The following is a 17,155-nucleotide window of genomic DNA, read 5'->3' as shown; positions in this document are numbered from 1 at the left end:
CAAGCCGATCTCCGATCCCAATACAGAATCGGCAACCTCACAGATCGCGACCACTCCCGAAAGGTGGTCCCACAACAGCGCTTACTCATCACTCGATCGTATAGCCGTTCAAGTGTATCGGTTTATAGCAATTTGGATACACCGAGTGAATGCCACCCAGCATCAAGCGGCCACGACGCGAATCGGCCGTGCCACGCGCAACTGCAGGCTGGATGAGGATCGTATCTTATGTTTTACAGACCTCGAGCATTATCTGAGGTCGCTGCCATAAGACGCTGATACCCGCACTTTTCGTACGGGTTTGGAACTGCGCAATCATCGTCTAGCCAGATTTAGCAGCCTTGCCGCTTGCGATGAAATGCGGGTTGGCGAAATCCTCATCGTCGCTCTGGTTGCGCTTGCCGTAGGCTAGCGGCTGACCATCCAGCGTGCGCGTCATGCCGCCGGCGGCGCGTAGCACCGCGTCCCCCGCGGCAGTGTCCCATTCCATGGTGCGGCCGAAGCGTGGGTAGACGTCCGCCTCGGCGCCGGCGACGAGGCAGAATTTCAGCGACGAGCCGACCGAAACGATCTCGGCAGCGCCAAGCGCGCGGATATAGGCGTCGGTTTCCGGCGTGTTGTGGGAGCGGCTGGCAACGACGGTCAGCGGCACCGTACCGGCCCTTGCCGAAATCGGCTGGCGATCGACGATTTCATAGTCGTCATTGATCTCGATCGTTTCCGCTTTGCCCGGCCGGCCGGAAAAGAAGCGGCCGGTGCAAGGCGCGAAGACGACGCCGATCTCCGGCACGCCGTGACGGACCAGCGCGATATTGACAGTAAAATCGGTCCTGCGGTTGACGAACTCCTTGGTACCGTCCAGCGGATCGATGAGGAAGAAGGCCTCACCGAGATCCGGTGCCATGATGCCGGCCGAAGCTTCTTCCTCGGCCACACACGGAATCTCGGGAAATGCGGCACGCAGCCCGGCAAGGATGATCTTCTCGCTCTCGCGATCCGCCTCCGTCACTGGCGAGCTGTCCAACTTGCTGTCGACCGCACAGCCGGCACGAAAGACGCGCATCACCTCGCGCCCTGCCGCCAAGGCAAGGTGTTCGAAGACGGCGAGCATCGCTTCGTCGTCAGATACCGCCGCCGCTTTCATATTGGTCTTCGGCAATGTCCCGCTCGTTCAGCCAGTGTTCCAGGGCGTCCACCATCTCCTCGGCCGATCTGCCGAGTGTCTTGAGATGGATTTCGGGCTTTTCCGGCACCTCGTACGGTGAATCGACGCCGGTGAAATTCTTGATCTCACCGTTCAACGCCCGCGCATAAAGGCCCTTCGGATCACGCCTGGCGCATTCCTCGAAGGGGGTGTCGACAAACACCTCGATGAATTCGCCGTCGGCCATCAGTTCGCGCGCCATGCGCCGCTCGGCACTGAACGGCGAAATGAACGACACGATGACGATCAGCCCGGCGTCGGCCATCAGGCGCGCCACTTCGGCGACGCGGCGAATATTTTCGACACGATCGGCGTCGGTGAAGCCGAGATCGCGGTTGAGGCCGTGTCGGACGTTGTCGCCATCCAGAATGTAGGTATGACGGCCGGTGGCGAACAGTTTCTTTTCGAACAGATTGGCGATGGTAGACTTACCCGAGCCCGAAAGCCCGGTGAACCAGAACACGGCCGGCCGCTGGTTCTTCATATCGGCACGCGCGCGCTTGCCGACATCGAGCGACTGCCAGTGGATGTTTTCGGCGCGGCGCAGCGAATGCAGGATCATGCCGGCGCCGACGGTGGCATTGGTGATGCGGTCGATCAGGATGAAGGCGCCGGTGGTGCGGTTTTCGACAAACGGATCGAACGCGATCGGCGAGCGCGTCGAGATATTGCAGATGCCGACTTCGTTCATTTCAAGCGACTTGGCCGCCTCATGGGCGAAATCGTTGACGTTGACGCGGTATTTCAGGTCGGTCACGGTGGCGCTGGTCTGGTCGGTCTCGGTGCGCAGGATGTAGGAGCGGCCGGGCAGCAGCGCATGTTCGTCGAACCAGACGATATTGGCGGCGAACTGGTCGGCGACCTGTGGCCGCGCCGCCGACGATACCAGCATATTGCCGCGTGAGACCTCGACCTCGTCATCGAGGACAAGGGTGATAGCCTGGCCGGCGATGGCCTGCTGAAGGTCGCCGCCGTGCGAAACGATGCGCCTGACACGGGAGGATTTGCCCGATTTGGCGACGACCACCTCGTCGCCCGGCGCAACCGAGCCGGAGGCGATGGTGCCGGCGAAGCCGCGGAAGTCGAGGTTGGGACGGTTCACATATTGGACGGGAAACCGAAACGGCAATTCGACCGCGGCCTCTTCGACCGAGACGGCTTCGAGATGTTCAATGAGCGTCGGGCCGGAATACCAGTCCGTCCTGTCGGAACGGCCGGTGACGTTGTCGCCATAACGGGCCGACATCGGTATGGGCAGGATCGTCTGGAAGCCGAGCTCACGTGAGAACTGCGCGTAGTCTGCCACGATCCGGTTAAAGACCGCCTCGTCGAAGCCGACAAGATCGATCTTATTGACTGCGAGCACGATGTGGCGAATACCAAGCAGCGAGGCGATGATCGAATGCCGCCTTGTCTGGCGCAGTACGCCCTGGCGGGCATCGATCAGCACGATGGCGAGATCCGCGGTCGATGCACCCGTCGCCATGTTACGCGTGTATTGTTCGTGGCCGGGCGTGTCGGCGACGATGAACTTGCGCTTTGGCGTGGCAAAGAAGCGATAGGCGACGTCGATGGTAATGCCTTGCTCGCGCTCGGCCTCGAGCCCGTCGACCAGCAGCGCGAAGTCGACGTCGTCGCCGGTGGTGCCGTGCTTGCGCGAATCGCGCTCGAGCGTGGCCAGTTGGTCCTCGAAAATCTGCTTGGTGTCGGAAAGCAGGCGCCCGATGAGCGTCGACTTGCCGTCGTCGACCGAGCCGCAGGTGAGGAAGCGCAGCAGCGACTTTCGTTCCTGTGCCGCCAGATAGTCGCGGACGCCGTCGGTCGGGGTGAGGCTCTTGGCCATGATGTGGCGCATACTCAGAAATACCCCTCGCGCTTCTTCTTTTCCATCGAGCCGGATTCGTCGCGGTCGATCAGGCGACCTTGCCGCTCGGAAGTGCGCGCCGTGAGCATTTCGCCGACTATCGCCTCCAGAGTGGCGGCTTCCGAGTCGATCGCGCCGGTCAGCGGATAGCAGCCGAGCGTGCGGAACCGCACCATCCGGTTCTCCACTGTTTCGCCGGGCCGCAGTCGCATGCGCTCGTCATCCCTCAGGATAAGCATGCCATCGCGCTCGACGACCGGCCGCTCCTTCGCCAGATACAGCGGCACGATCGGGATGTCTTCCTGGAGAATGTACTGCCAGATGTCGAGCTCGGTCCAGTTCGACAACGGGAACACCCTGATCGATTCACCGGCAGCGATGCGGGTGTTGAAAATCTTCCACATCTCCGGCCGCTGGTTCTTCGGATCCCAGGCATGCTGGGCGTTGCGGAACGAGAAGATGCGCTCCTTGGCCCGCGACTTCTCCTCGTCGCGTCGCGCACCGCCGAAGGCTGCGTCAAACCCGTATTTGTCGAGCGCCTGCCGCAGTGCCACCGTCTTCATCACATGCGTGTGGGTGTTGGAGCCATGGTCGAACGGATTGATGTTGTCGCGCACGCCGTCTTCATTGACATGGACCAAGAGGTCGAAGCCGAGCTTTTGTTGCATCTGGTCGCGAAAGGCGATCATCTCGCGGAATTTCCAGGTCGTGTCGACATGGAGAAAGGGAAAGGGCGGCTTGGCCGGATAGAACGCCTTCATCGCCAGGTGCATGAGCACGGACGAATCCTTGCCGACCGAATAGAGCATGACCGGCTTGGCAAAGGCTGCGGCCACCTCGCGAAAAATATGGATGGATTCAGCCTCAAGCCGCTGAAGGTGCGTAAGTGCGATGTTCATGGACGGCGAGCGTTCTTTCGTACTGATCCACGGAAGGGGCTGCATCGGAGGCGACCTTCAGCCGCCCGATTCAAACTGCACTTCCGGACAATCTATTCTCGTGCGGGCGTTCTAGCAGAACGTTCCGGTCCAGAACAATGCAAGACAGGCTTGCGGCCGAACGGTTCGGGAATGAATTTTCCATGTGGCTCGCAAAATCGGGAAACTTCTGCTCATGACGCTGTTTCACGTAGGTAGGACAGGAAATTATTGCCGAGGCTGAGACCCGGAGCTGGCGGTCGAGGGCGCTTGCCCGACATTGGTCCGCCTCAATCAGTTGACAGCCAGCGGGGGCGACGAGCTAAGACGAAATTCCGATCGGTACTAGCAGCTTGCCACCGTTGTGGTCTACCTCGATCATGTCACTCTTAGGACTCAAGCGCTCTGCAAATCCTTTGTGGAAGAGGATGGCGTTCATATACGCAAAGGTCATTGCGAGTGCCTCGGTTCGCAGCGGATAATCGACTAGGGAATGAACCAGGAGAAAAGAAACCGAGAGAAATGCCGCTTTCTGAAACGGGTTGCGGCGACTTCTTGCCAAGGCAGCCAGAAGCAGTACGAAATAACCTGCTATCAGCAGGATAGCGGGCGCTCCACCTTCGAGGGCGAGTTCAAGATAGTCATTGTGAGCATGATTGACGTATTGCTTGAAAATCATGCTTTCACGTTCATAGATCTGATAGACGTTTTGAAAATTCCCGAATCCAACACCTGTCGCCCAATTGTCTTTGATCCCTTCGATCGTGGTTCGTGCAAATTCTGCTCGTCCGAAAGCGGGATCAAGCACCTGTGAATCTATCTTGGTCCAAGCGCCTATCGTGTAAATCGACAGCCCGACAAAAACCAGAAGCACACTGAACCCGCTCGCCCTAGAACGGGCTGAAAGGAAGATGACTGACAACACTGTGATCACCAATCCGATCACAGCACCAGCGCGGGAACCGGCTGCTAGAAGTAGAAGCAAAAGCGCAACCAAGCCGATCGATCCGGATAAAAGATGCCCGCGGAACAGACCGTAATAGACGACGAACGGGATTGAAACGAAGAGCAAGGCTGAAAAATGGTTCGAGTTGGCAAAAAGCCCCGCGTTAATGGTAAAGGGTAAGAGGCCGACAATTGCGATGTCATTGGAAAGGGAATATTGAATCGCGCCCGCTAGTCCGTTGCAGATAACACCCATGAAAAAAAAAGGAAGAAGCGCGCTGAGCTGCTCGGCACGTAGGCGCAATATGGCTAGAAAAAACGCCGCTGCGGCCACTAGATATAGCAGACATTCAACTGTGCGGCCGACACCAACGCTGATGAAGCGAAATCGATCTTCTCCAATCCAAGAATTTCCGAGTAGTAGCTCTGGCCGCAATCCATTGAATATTGCCCCAGGCAGGGGCACGATTTGCACACTCACCAACGCCACGGCGCAAATCAGCAGCCACAGGACAGAACGGCGGCTTTTCTGCCCAGAGGTGAGCGAAAAGACGGCTGCCGCGGAAACGATCGCAACGACCTCGATCAAGGTGTCCGTGTAGAGGCCACTCGCGGTACCGCCGCCGACCAGCAGCGAGACAAACAGGACCGAACCTAGAAGATACTTATCCCACTCAGACGGTCTGTCGCTCAAGATGGAAGTCTCTCAATGTTCAATCTGTGCATCACCAAGGTGCCGACATATCGAAATCGCCAGCTCTCTGCAATGGCAGCAGTCTGCAGCCTCAGCAACTGAAGAGGACACGCACTTGGTCCAACCGAAAATTCCTGATTGAGATTCTGGCGATTATACGTGCCCTCCGGGATGCTGAATCGCGCTATTTCTCCCGATGGGTCAACACATCTGATAGACCAGAACAAATCCTTTGGAAGCTTCAAATTTCGCGCTGAAGCAATCAGCGAAATCTTGTACGACCCTGCAGGCAGCATAATGTACTGCTGGAGAGCTGCGTTTTTGACAGGTGTGTTCAAGAAGCGGACAGTGGCACCGCCCTCCCCTTCCACCGCATCCTTGGATGGCGCGAAAGTGACCTCCAAGCCTGATTGATCCTGTAGCTGCCAATCAAACGGCTTGCCGCCGAACGTAGGCTCGAACGTGCTGTTGTAAATGTACCCACCGAGCTTTCGTTCTTCTTCAGTAAGACTGAAAAGAAACAGTCGATATGCCGCCTCGTATTCCTTCTGACGGATGTAGCCGGTAATCGCGGCGGCCAGTTCGCCGGGCTTCGGCGGTGCGCCTGACCCAGTCAAATCCAGAAGCAGCCGATTTGCTAAGTCGAGCCCTTCGGGAGTCCCGTTAAGAGAGAGAAATAGACTGCCTCTCCAGGGCGCCTCCGCTGCAATGGCTGCCAGCACGGCTTGGTAGCCATCGGGATTTGCGAGAATCGTTGGTATGCCGTCAGCGACCACTGAAAATTGATCCGGCCATCGCCGCAGCAAAATATCCATCTCAGCAACGGCTTTCGCCAAATCACCTGTCTCCACATGGCGATCAATGGATCTTTGCAGCGCATGTATCTCTGTCTTAGAAAGTTCTCGGGCTTGCTGAAAGAGCTGGTAGGCTCCGTTCTTGTCGCCCTGCCGGAATTTGATTTCTCCGATTAGGCTATATAGACGAGCGTCTCCCAGATCGAAGGCAAGCGCCCCCTTAGCCTTGACAAGCAGCTGGTCCAGATCGGGAGCATTATTCCTGTCGTTCAGTTGGCTTGTGAGGTCACCTATCAGCGCATCAACGTTCAAAGGATCAAGTGAAAGAGAAATGGCAGGCGATTCGGTTTCAAGAAATCGACTTAGCCCGATCGAGGAAGCCGCCAACACTAGAACGGATGCGACGAACCAGACGACTGAACGCCGAAGACTTCCCATGCGCGGGCTGGCTTGCTCTATCATCGACTTTGCCCTCGATCTTTGACGCATTCGCATCCGTGCCGTAGCTGTAGTATTGGTAGTTCATGTACTTGTATGAATAGTTGTAGTCGAATTTATTTACCGCAAACTTGGACATCGCGGCTCCGACCACGTTTGCGCCAGCAGCTCGCAGGCGCTTCAAGGCTGTCTTGGCAGATTTGCGCGTCACCTGACTAGTAGAGATAACCATCAATGTACCCTCGGCAAGCCTACTGAGGATCGGGGCATCCGAGAGGCCGACTACCGGCGGTGCATCGATGATGACCAGATCAAAGCGTTTGCCAAGATTGGTTAAGATCAGAGCCATCTTCGGTGATGAGAGCAGATCCGCAGGATTTGGCGGAATTGTCCCTGAGGTCATCACGGTCACATTGGGATGTTTCGTCGCCCTGAATATGATCCCCAGATCGTCCTTCCGAACGGTATTTGTTAGCAGATTGCTGAGGCCAATCGTGTTGTCGAGACCAAACAAGCGATGTAGATTCGGTTTCCGAAGATCGCCGTCAACAATAAGAACTTTCGCGCCAAGGGCGGCAAAATCTTGGCCGAGCTTGAGCGATGTCGTCGACTTTCCCTCCGAAGGCTCAGAACTGGTAACGACGAGCGACCGCGGCGCGCCTTCCGCACCTGAGAACTGCAATGATGTGCGAAGCGAGCGGTAGGCCTCCGACAGCCCTGACTTCTGATCGGCGATGCTGGCTGCGAGTTCTCGGTCGTCAACGTACGGCAAGATGCCGAGCATTGCCAACCCCAATTCTCTCTCAATCTGTTCAGGACTCGTAAAGGTGTTGTTCAACAACTCAATTACATAAATAATCAACGCACATATGGCCAAGAACAACGCCAAAGTAATAGCAAGGTTTAAACTGAGACGTGGAGAATATGGTCGCTCAGGGAGTGCCGAGAAGTCAACAATTGCAGCACTTTGCGTCTTGAGCTCCGAACTGACTCCAACTTCGTTCAGTTTAGCGATAAGGCTGTCATATTGTGATCTGTTCGAATCAACCTCGCGTTTTAGTATGGTGTATTTGATATTTTTGTCATTGAAGATGGCCTGCTGCTTTTCCATTTCATTGAGTTTGCTCTTAAGATCCGCCTCCTTGCTCTGCGCCTCTTGATACTTTAAGCGCAATGAATCTGTGATCGCCAAAACACCGTTGTTGTAGACCCTTTGCAATTCTTTGATCTGCGACTGAAGCTGTTGCATTTCCGGAAAGCCGGGCTTCAAAATACCCAACTTTTGTTGGTACTGGCTCGTCAGATCCGCCAACTTCTCGCTGAGCTTCTGCAGACCTTCGCTTTCCAAGACCGGCGCGAGGCTCGAGCCGCGGCCTTTGTCGATCTGGTCCACCGCTCGCCCTGCATCGAGACGGTCCTGGATAGCAGTCGCGAGCGCTGTGTTCAGGGCATCGATATTCGAACCTATCAATGACTTGTCGTCACCTGTTACGGTAATGCCTGCATCCTTCGCATAGGCGACCAATTCCTCTTCTGATTTCTGAAGCTTTTGTTTTACCTGCAAGACCTGTTCCTGAATGAACTGCCGGGCCAGGTCGGAGGTTTCGCTGGTCTGATCAAGACGCTGATCAATGAAGCTTTGCGCAACCTGGTTGGCCACATCGCTTGCATATTTCGGCTTCTGATCGATGAAGGTAATGGACAACAAACTCGTGTTTGGGACTAGGTTGACTGTCAGGCCATTAAGAACGCGATCAATCGCAATCGCCTCACGTTGCTCTGGCGTTTTCTCCTCCATGGACGGCGCCTTGGAAACTCCGAAGGCGCGGTAGAAGATGTTAGCGGGCGAGAAATCGGGCGTCGGAAACAGGAAGTCCGGCTTTTCGCTAAGCCCCAACTGGAACACTACGCGCTGAGCCAGCGCACGGCTTCTCAGCTTTTCTCGGGCAGTGAGAAATGCGCGCACGTCGCTGTTCTCGGAAACCACCTCGATGTCTTGGAACACCTTGGCAGAAGGAACCAAGACTTCTAGCTGGGTTGTTGCCTGATATTTTGGAGTTTGCATCATGGTAACGATGACGCCTGCGACAAGCCCGGCGGCAGCCATCATTACGATCAGCCAGCGATACTGGACAACGTAGAACAACAGTTTCAGCGGATTAAATCTCTGTTCCGCCTCCAAATAATCGCGGCCATAGGGGCTGTAGTTCTGCGCACCATCATAATAGACATCTGCGGACAAGACTTGGCTATTGCCGGGCCCAGCAATTTGGTGCTGCCTGTTGCGATCGAGCATAGCGCTAGATAATCCTAGGTTTGCCTATATTGGGCTGGATGGAAAGCATCTATGGAACCAGTACGCCAATTCTAGCTGCACTTGAAGCAACGCCGAGAGCGTCCTTGAGATTGTTCATTGCGATTTTCGACTTCGACGCAAAAATTACAATTTTGTCGCCACCGTAGATGCGCGGATTGCGGGCCTTGCCACCGCGAATCTCTTCTACATTGTAATTAGCAACCAAGATGTTTGGGCCGACATTGCGGTAGACAAAGACCTTTTTTGCGTCACCAACGGCATTGAATCCTCCAGCAAGGGCGATCGCGTCGATGAGGGAAGAATTGCTCGATACCGGATAGATACCTGCCCTATTAACTTCGCCATCGACTGTTACGCGCTGCCCGATCGACTCCTTGACGAAAATCGAAACATCAGGGGATTGCAGATATTTGGCGCCATAGGCGGTTTCGATCTCCTGCTCCAATTGGCGGACGGTCTTCCCCGCTGCGGCAATGGTGCCGATAAGCGGCAGCGAAATCTGGCCGCTAGAATCCACTTGAACCGTTCTGTTCAAATTGTCGACCTGAAACACGTTCACTTCCAGCACGTCGTTCGGTGATAAAGGCTGTTCGCTGCCATTCTGGGTGTTTTGCGGCGCAGGCAGATCCTTTACCACCTTCAGAGCCCCACCGCCTGAAAGTGACGTCGACGATGACGCTAACTGCAGCGCATCAACCGAGCTCGACGAGGACGGTGTTGCTGACGAGGTGCTCGTGCACGCAGACATTACTGGCAACGCAAACAGGACGAATACGGTGCCGATAGGGCTTTTTGCAATACGAAAAACGCCCATCATGCTGTCCCGCCCTTGAACAAGCGGCCAAATGCTCCAAAACGGCCGGTGTTGCCGGCGCTCGATGTCTTCGGACGTGTCTTTCCGACCGGTTCGATGGGTCGGTTCGCCAATATCTCACCTGGACGTTTCAACACCATATTGTGAGCCTCGTCTTCGCCACATCGCTTGGCAGCAGCAGCAACCGCCTGCGAAAGTCCAGGACGGCGGCGCGTGGCGCTATGCGTGTCCGATGCAATAATGTCCACCCTGCCCTCGTCAATCAGCTTTTCCGAATAATAAAGCGCCGTGCGCCCAAAAGCACCAACAATCGAGTCTGCGGTAAGCTGGATAAGGCAGCCCCCTGCATTCAGCCTCTCGATAACGTCATAATTCGTTTTGATCCAGGTCAAACGCTCAGGATGCGTAAGGATCGGAATAAACCCGGCGTTTATGAGGCGTAGAGTAAGATCCTCCATTCTTGGAGGTAAAACATGATGGGGTGGTTCGAACAGAAAATAGCGCGACCTGTTCAAAGTTGGCACACTGCCTGCCGCCAATCGTTCGGGAAGATCAGGCGCTATGTGCACGTCGGCGCCCACGTAAAGAGCAAGCGGTATCGCGGCGTAGCGCAGCGCCTGGTCCAACTCTTTAACTGCGCGGACTATGTTCGACGTTCCGTTTTCATACACGCCCGGTGTGACGTGCGGCGTGCACACCATATGGGTCGTTCCGTCGGCTACCGCCAGCCGGGCCATTTCCAACGATTCGGCAAGGCTAGGTGAGCCGTCGTCGAGGCCAGCCAAGATATGAGAGTGCAGATCGATCATGAGCGTTTGTAACTGCAACGAAGCAGCGCAGCGACGTCATCTCCAAAAAAAATGAATGCGTCACTCGCAGGACAGCGAATGACGCATTTGTCAAGCTTACTCAACAGGAATGCCGAACCGGAGCTAATGGTTGACAGGGTCGTCATCATGTTGGTCGATGACCGATACTGCACCACAGATAACAGCGCCGGTCAACAAAGTTAACGCATGGCAAAGCCCCACGCCTCGCGTGTCCGGCGCTACACATATGCCCCGTTCCAAGAGGTCGACTTTGATCGTCGAAAAGACGTCAATTCGCCCAACGAACGACCGAGCCAGGCCATTCGCATGCCGCCTTAGGTCTGAGCGATTTGACACGCACTCCGGCCACACACCAGCGTGCGCATCAACGCGGTTCTGTCACAGCGAGCGGCGAGACAACAGGGGCGCGCGCATGTCTGCTGCAGCGTCCCTGTTACCGCAACTCAGACTTAATTGCTAACGCCGTGATCTTTGTCCGCCGTCGCCGCCAAAATACCGGCCCCAAGCGCCATGCCGCCAAAGATGAAGAGTGGCGTATTGTTGTTGGAATTACCCGTGGAATTACCAGCTTGGGCAGTGTGCTCAGAACCCAGAACATTGAGGCAGATCTTGTTCTCAACACGGGAGATATCGAGGGTCGAGTTAGCCGGGACGCTGACATTGCAGCCACCGACATTCACTGAAGCCGAGCCCTTGGCGCCAACCACGACGCGACTGCCGAAATCCAGCGCGCCTCCTGCTTGCGCAGGACCATAGCCTGCCACTTGCGAGACCATCACGTTGCCATTGACGCGCTTGATCGATCCAATCGGATTCACACCCTGATAGGCAGTTGCACAAGTGCACGATGCATCCTGCGCAAAAGACGACACAGGAGCGAGGCCGACCAAGGCAACAAATCCAGCCAACGCACTTTTGAAAACAACATTCATCCGTTTCGATCCTTCTGTCCCACGTTACCTGAGGCCCACCCGCCGCAAGGTCTAGGTAGTAAATTAAGCGGGTACCAGCTTTTTGGGCTAATTCCAACCCGTTTCGCAATTGCGAGATAATTTTTGGTTTCGGTGTGGTCGATTGAACACACTGTTAGTCGATTCAAATGTACCATCTTCCGCCTGCGACCAAGGGTCAGCTTTCTTCTCTGTAGAAGCCTATCGCACATTGCAATCTGGGGCCACTGATCACGACGACCAGCGACAGAGCTACGACGACGGCGAGCAAGGCCTGTAGGTTGTGCCCGCTTGGGCACTCTGTCCACACAGAATCCCGCTCTCAACTAGTTTCGCGGCCAAATCCGCCCCGTCAGACGTAAAGCACTGGACAATCACAGCATCGGCGTATTTTGGCGCGACATTGCCATCACAGGGTGTTCCTGTACCGACCGGCTTGCAGGTCAAGGCAACACCCTGATAGTCCCGGCGCGCAGCTTCCGTTACCATTCCGCGCATGGATTGGGGCTTCGTAAATGCAACGCCGCACAGCATGATCTTGTGTCCGCCCACACGAAGATCATCGATTGTCTGAATGAAAAACGCGCCGTGAAGCGGTTCAAGTGCCGTTAAGGGCTTAAGTGGTGCCCTTGAACTATCTCTTTGCGTCACGATAAGGCCAAGAAAGCCAGAAACGAACATCAGCAGTATTAGACTAAGCAGACCTACCTTCTTGAACGACAAGACGCCCTCCGCCAACTGTGTTTCTACTGCACTCTGAATACCCACACACGTGATGACGCCGCCATTCCTCGAGTGGAGCCGCGAATACTGCCGCCAACTGGCCGCCCCGGATTTCAACCCCACGGTGCGATTTTGGTGACCAACAGACGAGCCCACATCGCACGCCACCGCAGCATCATCAAGATGACGATTTACTCGGAACAGAGCACAATCGGATGATAGCGACTGCAGGTCCCTGACACGTTGATTAGATGTCCAACAAAAGTCGATTTTCCGCCTAGAAGTGGCCAGGGGAGCCAAAGCGGCGCCTGGGAGCGCGATATGGCAAATGACGCAGCAGGGATCCAGCTAGAACTCGACATGGCGCTTGGCGGCGTGTCGTTGCCCGCTGGAGTTTACGAGATGATCCCCGGAGCTGAATCGCCTTTTACGCTCAGCAACCTTCCAAACAAACTCTACAGAGCGGTTGCGGTAACCCAGGGTAATTTTACAATCTCTGGAAATGGAGTCGTCTTTCACGGCGTCAACAGACCTGGCGTCGCACCTTCCGATATTCAACCAGTATTTGCGACCGACAAGAATCTGACAGTCGGCTCGGTCAAGAATGTGACATTCAAAGACGTCGCGTTTGACCCTACAAACGACCACGCTCCAGCTAATTCAAACCAACGTTTCTTCTATGGCGTAGGCATCGACGGCTTGCGCTTTTTGAACACCGTTGGACATTCCAGCGGGAATCGGAGCGGATATTTCTCTCACATTCAGAACAGCCGCAATATCCAGGTAATGGGCCACCGTCATGACAGAATGACAGGCGGGTACAACCTCCGGTATTGCGAAAACATCGTAGTCACCGATTTTATATTCAGCGATTTCTCTGAAGCTATCGACTTAGATGGAACTTCAAAGCGGGCAATCATTCGCAATGGCGTCTTCCAAGGAACAAAGCGCACGCAACAGTGCATCGACGTGAACGATCAGGTTGACGCCTCCATTGGTGATTTTTCGGTTAATAACGTCGGCAACATCATTACCATAAACTATAAGACAACGACGCCAGATACATACAACGAATACCTCCTTAATTCTGCGGTACGGAATTTTCAGGTTGGAAAACGCATTTTTGTAAGTAACATCAGTGGAAGCCAAATCGGCGATGGGGTTAACAACCCTTCCATTTATATCGGGTGGGACTGGGCCGCCGGAAATCATGCAGGGTCTGGTCCGGTCTGCGATATCGCTCTTGAAAATATATGCTTAGAAGATACAGGGTTTGTCTTTATTCGAGAATGCTCTGGTCTCGTCTTCAAGAACATCACTTTACGATCGGTGATTTCTTCACCTGGATTTTCAGCTGTCGATATGCGCTCAGCCGAGGCAAATGCAGATCAGATTGGCTTTTCCGACCTCGATGTCCAGATCGACAAAATGAGGATCGAAAATGCCCAACGAGGAGCCTTGAAGATATCTGCTCCGTCGCGTGCTATCGTGAACAGCCTCATAACTCGTGGCAACAACACGTTGGGCGGCACAGATCCCGATTTGATTATCACGTCTCTCCATACTCGAGCAGCGCATTGTAGCATAGACAATTGCGACATCGAAGGGGACGTATTGATCGCCGGCGACAGTACGAGCATTGCACCTTGGAAAGCGCAGACCTTGTACAAAAGGAACTCTCTAGTCGTCAATGATGGTCGATTCTATCGTTCAACCGTTGACGGTATTTCGGGATGGTCTGGCGGTCCATCTGGGATCGGCACAGCCGTTCCTGACGACGGCAGCGAATCCATTGCGGCATGGGCGGGTGGCAGCAAATACTTGGTCGACGACCTCTGCAGGAACCAGGATCGCTGTTACATCTGTATGGCAGCTGGCGTTTCGGAGTTCTCCGGCGGTCCCACTGGAACCGATGAAAGAATCTTCGACGGGACCGCTGTGTGGCGACCAATCAACGGGTCTGTGCTGTGGCGCTATCTCGATAGCCCCTACTCAGTTCTGTGGGGTAAAACAAACAGAGTGGGAGGAACGGTCATCCTGGAGGGCAACACCCAAAACTACATCCATGGTGAACACGTAGACGTCGAGGTCGGCAATTTGTCCGCCAAAGGTACTGTCAGAAAGGGCGTGTTCGTAACGCGGCGTCGGACGTTGATCACTCGCGGCAGATATTTGGTGTCGCTGGACGCGGCACCCGACGAAAAGAATTGTCGAAGTCTCTCGCTGACGCGGGATCGGAACGGAGCATCAATTAGTATCGCCACGATTGACACGGCTGCAGAAGGATTTAGTTCGTTCGTTTGTCGCGATGCTGGTGTCCGAGCAAACCAGGCGGGCTGCTATTTGGATCGGGGCGACATAGTCACCATCAATTCAGACCATAAAGGTGCAGGTCTGATGCTCGAAAATCTCAGGGTAATACTGGACTTCATCGAATATTGAAGCTTGCAAAAGATCGGCGAGAACTTGGCAAGCGATGTGTCAAGGCCGCGGCCTGAGGAGGTCCGAGAGCCAAGCTGTTCGATACCATTGCGCTTGCAAGTTTTGACGTTTTGACGCGATCACGGCTCAGTACACGGCACCGCCGTCGCACGGTTGCTTGCTGGATGCTGCCGACCAGCGCCTACGTCCTACGTCCGCCAATAACGGCCGTTCATGTTCTCGTCACCAGCGGTCTTGAGTAAGCGCCAAGCCGACCCATCTGGCGCGCTTCTCGCTTTTGCCATAGACATAGGCGCCGGCGTAGAATGGGTTCTTCAGGATCGAGATCACGTTGCGGTAGCGGATCGGAATCCAGTCGAAGAACACCATCTTCCTGCCGTCGGATGGGCTGGGGAATGCACGCCATCATCGATCATCGAGATCAGGACCTGGCGCGCACTGCCGAGTTCGCGGAAGCGCGCGAATATCGCTTATTTACACAACCGCGACGGTAACAGCGTGCTCGTCGCTTGCTAGCGACTTTGCGTAAACGAAGCGCTCTAACTTCTCTTCTACCGACAGTGCTGCAAATTTAACAAGCGCAGCCGTTGTGATGTGAAACTCACCGCATGCCGGGCAGCTAAACGTCCTTACATCGTCAACGGTCTCCGACATCAGAGTTGCACGGTGTTTCGAGATCGGGCAGGTCGCGGTAATCCAAGGCATCATGTATCCTTCTGTGTGCAGAAAAGGCTTAGTCCTCAACGATCGCCGTATCACAGTCTTTGCCCATAATGTCGCATCATGTCTGTGCATTGCACAGAATTCAGCGAACTGCCGTTCGTTGCTTCGTTGCGGCCGCCGCATCCAGTTCAGCGAGGCCATCCCCGGCGATCCCAAGGCGATCTTCTATCTCGCCGACCAGGCGGGACTCGAGGGCATTGTCTCCAAGCGCGCCGACAGCCCGTATCGCAGCGGCCCGACATCGAACTGGCTGAGACCAAGAGCTTCACCGTCCAGGAATGCGAGCTGCTTGGCGTCGAGCGCGAGCCGGGCAAGGCGGCATTCGCCTTGCTGGCGCAACCTGGCACCGGAAAATATGTCGGCTCGGCCTTCATCAGCCTGGGTCGCGATATGAGGGAACGGCTGTGGAAGCGGGTCCAGGAACATGCCGGTCCACCTCCGGCGGCGTCAAGAAGCGACCCGCGACGCAGTGGCTCCAGCCGGGGGAGGTCAAGCTGTGCGTCAAGCACCTCCGCGCGGCGAGCACACATATATACGAAGCGCTCGTTGCAGGGTTTCGGTGATGAGGGAAACCTAATACCCATGCGCCGATGGATCGGGTGGTTGACGCCCGCCCTCCTGCTGCCGCATTGAACCCGGAATGCTTAGCTAGATCCCCCGCCAGACAAAGGAGTGACCCCATTTGTTGCGTGTAAGACCTTTTCCCATCGCGGCAAGGACTGCTTTTCTGGTCACACTGGCCGGTGTCCTCGTGCTCGCGCTCTCACCGGTGTGGCTTTTGCAGAATTTTGGTTTCGGCCTCACCTCTCATGATGACAAGCTCAATCACGCCGCGGCGTTCGTCGTGCTGACGGCTATCGGCAGTCTCGCTTGGCCAGAGCACAGAGCAAGACTGATAGTTTTTCTCGCCCTTACCGGCGCCGCGATCGAGATACTGCAGGGCATGCAAATAATAAGTCGCGACATGGATATCTTCGACTGGTTTGCCGATTGTGTCGGCATCGCATGCGGGCTCGCGATTGCAAGCTGGACAAAGAAATTAGTTCGCGGAGAGTCTCCTAACTAAGAGCCCGCCTGCCAAACCCAGCAATGGCCAGCGGGCCCTAATCAGCGCGCGAGGGGCCTGTTCTTGCGCCAATTTCTCCTCCTGGAGATGACGCTACCAAGTACAAAGAGCCGCGGCTGTTCCCGACGCCGCCTGTGCACCGGACCATCGCGCGGGCAGGTCAGACTTAGGTCTCGATGATCGGGGCGAGAGTGTCAATTCGAGCAGCGGGTCAGTCGCTCGTCCGTCTCGATGATCGCCTTTGCAAGCGCCTCGCCCTCATTCACCGGCAACGGTCCATAGAGCAAATTGACCGCCTCCTCGCTCGGCAGAACGCCGGCTGGACAGGTGAGTTCGATCGCCATGCCCACGAGCTGCAGGCCGGTGCGCTCGCCGTAGATGTAGTTTTCGTCTTCCATATGCCGGATTCTGGCGCTGGTCTGGCGATCGTCAAG

The 17,155-nt window shown here is 55.6% G+C and carries 14 protein-coding genes and 1 pseudogene; 2 read left to right on the top strand and 13 right to left on the bottom strand.

Annotation, left to right across the window (positions count from 1 at the left end; translation table 11 throughout):
- Positions 1-322: 322 nt before the first annotated feature.
- From cysQ to NKG60_RS29055, 10 genes are all read right to left on the bottom strand, one after another.
- Complete coding sequence (gene cysQ / locus NKG60_RS29100) at positions 323-1,111, bottom strand: 3'(2'),5'-bisphosphate nucleotidase CysQ (protein WP_352869386.1); 789 nt, start codon at positions 1,109-1,111, stop codon at positions 323-325.
- A gap of 10 nt (positions 1,112-1,121) precedes the next feature.
- On the bottom strand, positions 1,122-3,059 hold the full coding sequence (cysN, locus tag NKG60_RS29095; protein ID WP_352976291.1) for a sulfate adenylyltransferase subunit CysN: 1,938 nt from the start codon (positions 3,057-3,059) through the stop codon (positions 1,122-1,124).
- A gap of 2 nt (positions 3,060-3,061) precedes the next feature.
- The gene (gene cysD, locus NKG60_RS29090) at positions 3,062-3,967 is read right to left on the bottom strand and encodes a sulfate adenylyltransferase subunit CysD (RefSeq protein ID WP_352493512.1); all 906 of its coding nucleotides are present in this window, start codon (positions 3,965-3,967) and stop codon (positions 3,062-3,064) included.
- Between the two features lie 340 nt (positions 3,968-4,307).
- Positions 4,308-5,624, bottom strand: coding sequence for an O-antigen ligase family protein (locus tag NKG60_RS29085; protein ID WP_352493513.1), 1,317 nt, complete (start codon positions 5,622-5,624; stop codon positions 4,308-4,310).
- The gene (locus tag NKG60_RS29080) at positions 5,621-6,808 is read right to left on the bottom strand and encodes a tetratricopeptide repeat protein (RefSeq protein WP_352670392.1); all 1,188 of its coding nucleotides are present in this window, start codon (positions 6,806-6,808) and stop codon (positions 5,621-5,623) included. Before NKG60_RS29080 ends, NKG60_RS29085 begins: the two co-directional genes overlap by 4 nt.
- Positions 6,768-9,152, bottom strand: coding sequence for a GumC family protein (locus tag NKG60_RS29075; RefSeq protein ID WP_352976288.1), 2,385 nt, complete (start codon positions 9,150-9,152; stop codon positions 6,768-6,770). Before NKG60_RS29075 ends, NKG60_RS29080 begins: the two co-directional genes overlap by 41 nt.
- Before the next feature lie 49 nt (positions 9,153-9,201).
- Complete coding sequence (locus NKG60_RS29070) at positions 9,202-9,990, bottom strand: polysaccharide biosynthesis/export family protein (protein ID WP_352493516.1); 789 nt, start codon at positions 9,988-9,990, stop codon at positions 9,202-9,204.
- Positions 9,987-10,796 carry a tyrosine-protein phosphatase gene (locus tag NKG60_RS29065; RefSeq protein WP_352493517.1) on the bottom strand — a complete coding sequence of 270 codons (810 nt, stop codon included), beginning with the start codon at positions 10,794-10,796 and terminating at the stop codon, positions 9,987-9,989. Before NKG60_RS29065 ends, NKG60_RS29070 begins: the two co-directional genes overlap by 4 nt.
- Before the next feature lie 470 nt (positions 10,797-11,266).
- Positions 11,267-11,749 (bottom strand): hypothetical protein, encoded by a 483-nt coding sequence (locus NKG60_RS29060; protein ID WP_352493518.1) that lies wholly within the window; start codon positions 11,747-11,749, stop codon positions 11,267-11,269.
- Positions 11,750-12,019: 270 nt separating this feature from the next.
- Positions 12,020-12,490 (bottom strand): hypothetical protein, encoded by a 471-nt coding sequence (locus NKG60_RS29055; RefSeq protein WP_352493519.1) that lies wholly within the window; start codon positions 12,488-12,490, stop codon positions 12,020-12,022.
- 321 nt (positions 12,491-12,811) lie between these two features.
- Here NKG60_RS29055 and NKG60_RS29050 point away from each other — a divergent pair, with 321 nt between their 5' ends.
- On the top strand, positions 12,812-14,932 hold the full coding sequence (locus tag NKG60_RS29050) for a hypothetical protein (protein ID WP_352976285.1): 2,121 nt from the start codon (positions 12,812-12,814) through the stop codon (positions 14,930-14,932).
- Between the two features lie 264 nt (positions 14,933-15,196).
- On the opposite strand, the pseudogene NKG60_RS29045 reads toward NKG60_RS29050, so the two are convergent.
- A pseudogene (locus NKG60_RS29045) lies at positions 15,197-15,399 on the bottom strand (recombinase family protein); the annotation flags it as partial.
- A 421-nt stretch (positions 15,400-15,820) separates the two neighbouring features.
- Entirely contained in the window at positions 15,821-16,081 is a 261-nt protein-coding gene (locus NKG60_RS29040; RefSeq protein WP_352493521.1) for a hypothetical protein, read from the bottom strand.
- A gap of 256 nt (positions 16,082-16,337) precedes the next feature.
- On the opposite strand from NKG60_RS29040, the gene NKG60_RS29035 reads away from it, so the two are divergent.
- The gene (locus tag NKG60_RS29035) at positions 16,338-16,721 is read left to right on the top strand and encodes a VanZ family protein (RefSeq protein ID WP_352493522.1); all 384 of its coding nucleotides are present in this window, start codon (positions 16,338-16,340) and stop codon (positions 16,719-16,721) included.
- Between the two features lie 194 nt (positions 16,722-16,915).
- On the opposite strand, the gene NKG60_RS29030 is transcribed toward NKG60_RS29035, so the two are convergent.
- The gene (locus NKG60_RS29030) at positions 16,916-17,119 is read right to left on the bottom strand and encodes a hypothetical protein (RefSeq protein ID WP_352493710.1); all 204 of its coding nucleotides are present in this window, start codon (positions 17,117-17,119) and stop codon (positions 16,916-16,918) included.
- Positions 17,120-17,155: the final 36 nt, after the last annotated feature.

The sequence above is a fragment of the Mesorhizobium sp. M1428 genome, from assembly GCF_040317515.1.
In the GTDB taxonomy this organism is placed as follows: domain Bacteria; phylum Pseudomonadota; class Alphaproteobacteria; order Rhizobiales; family Rhizobiaceae; genus Mesorhizobium.
The sequence above is the reverse complement of the archived record's forward strand: the minus strand, read 5'-3'. Positions and strand labels throughout refer to the sequence as shown.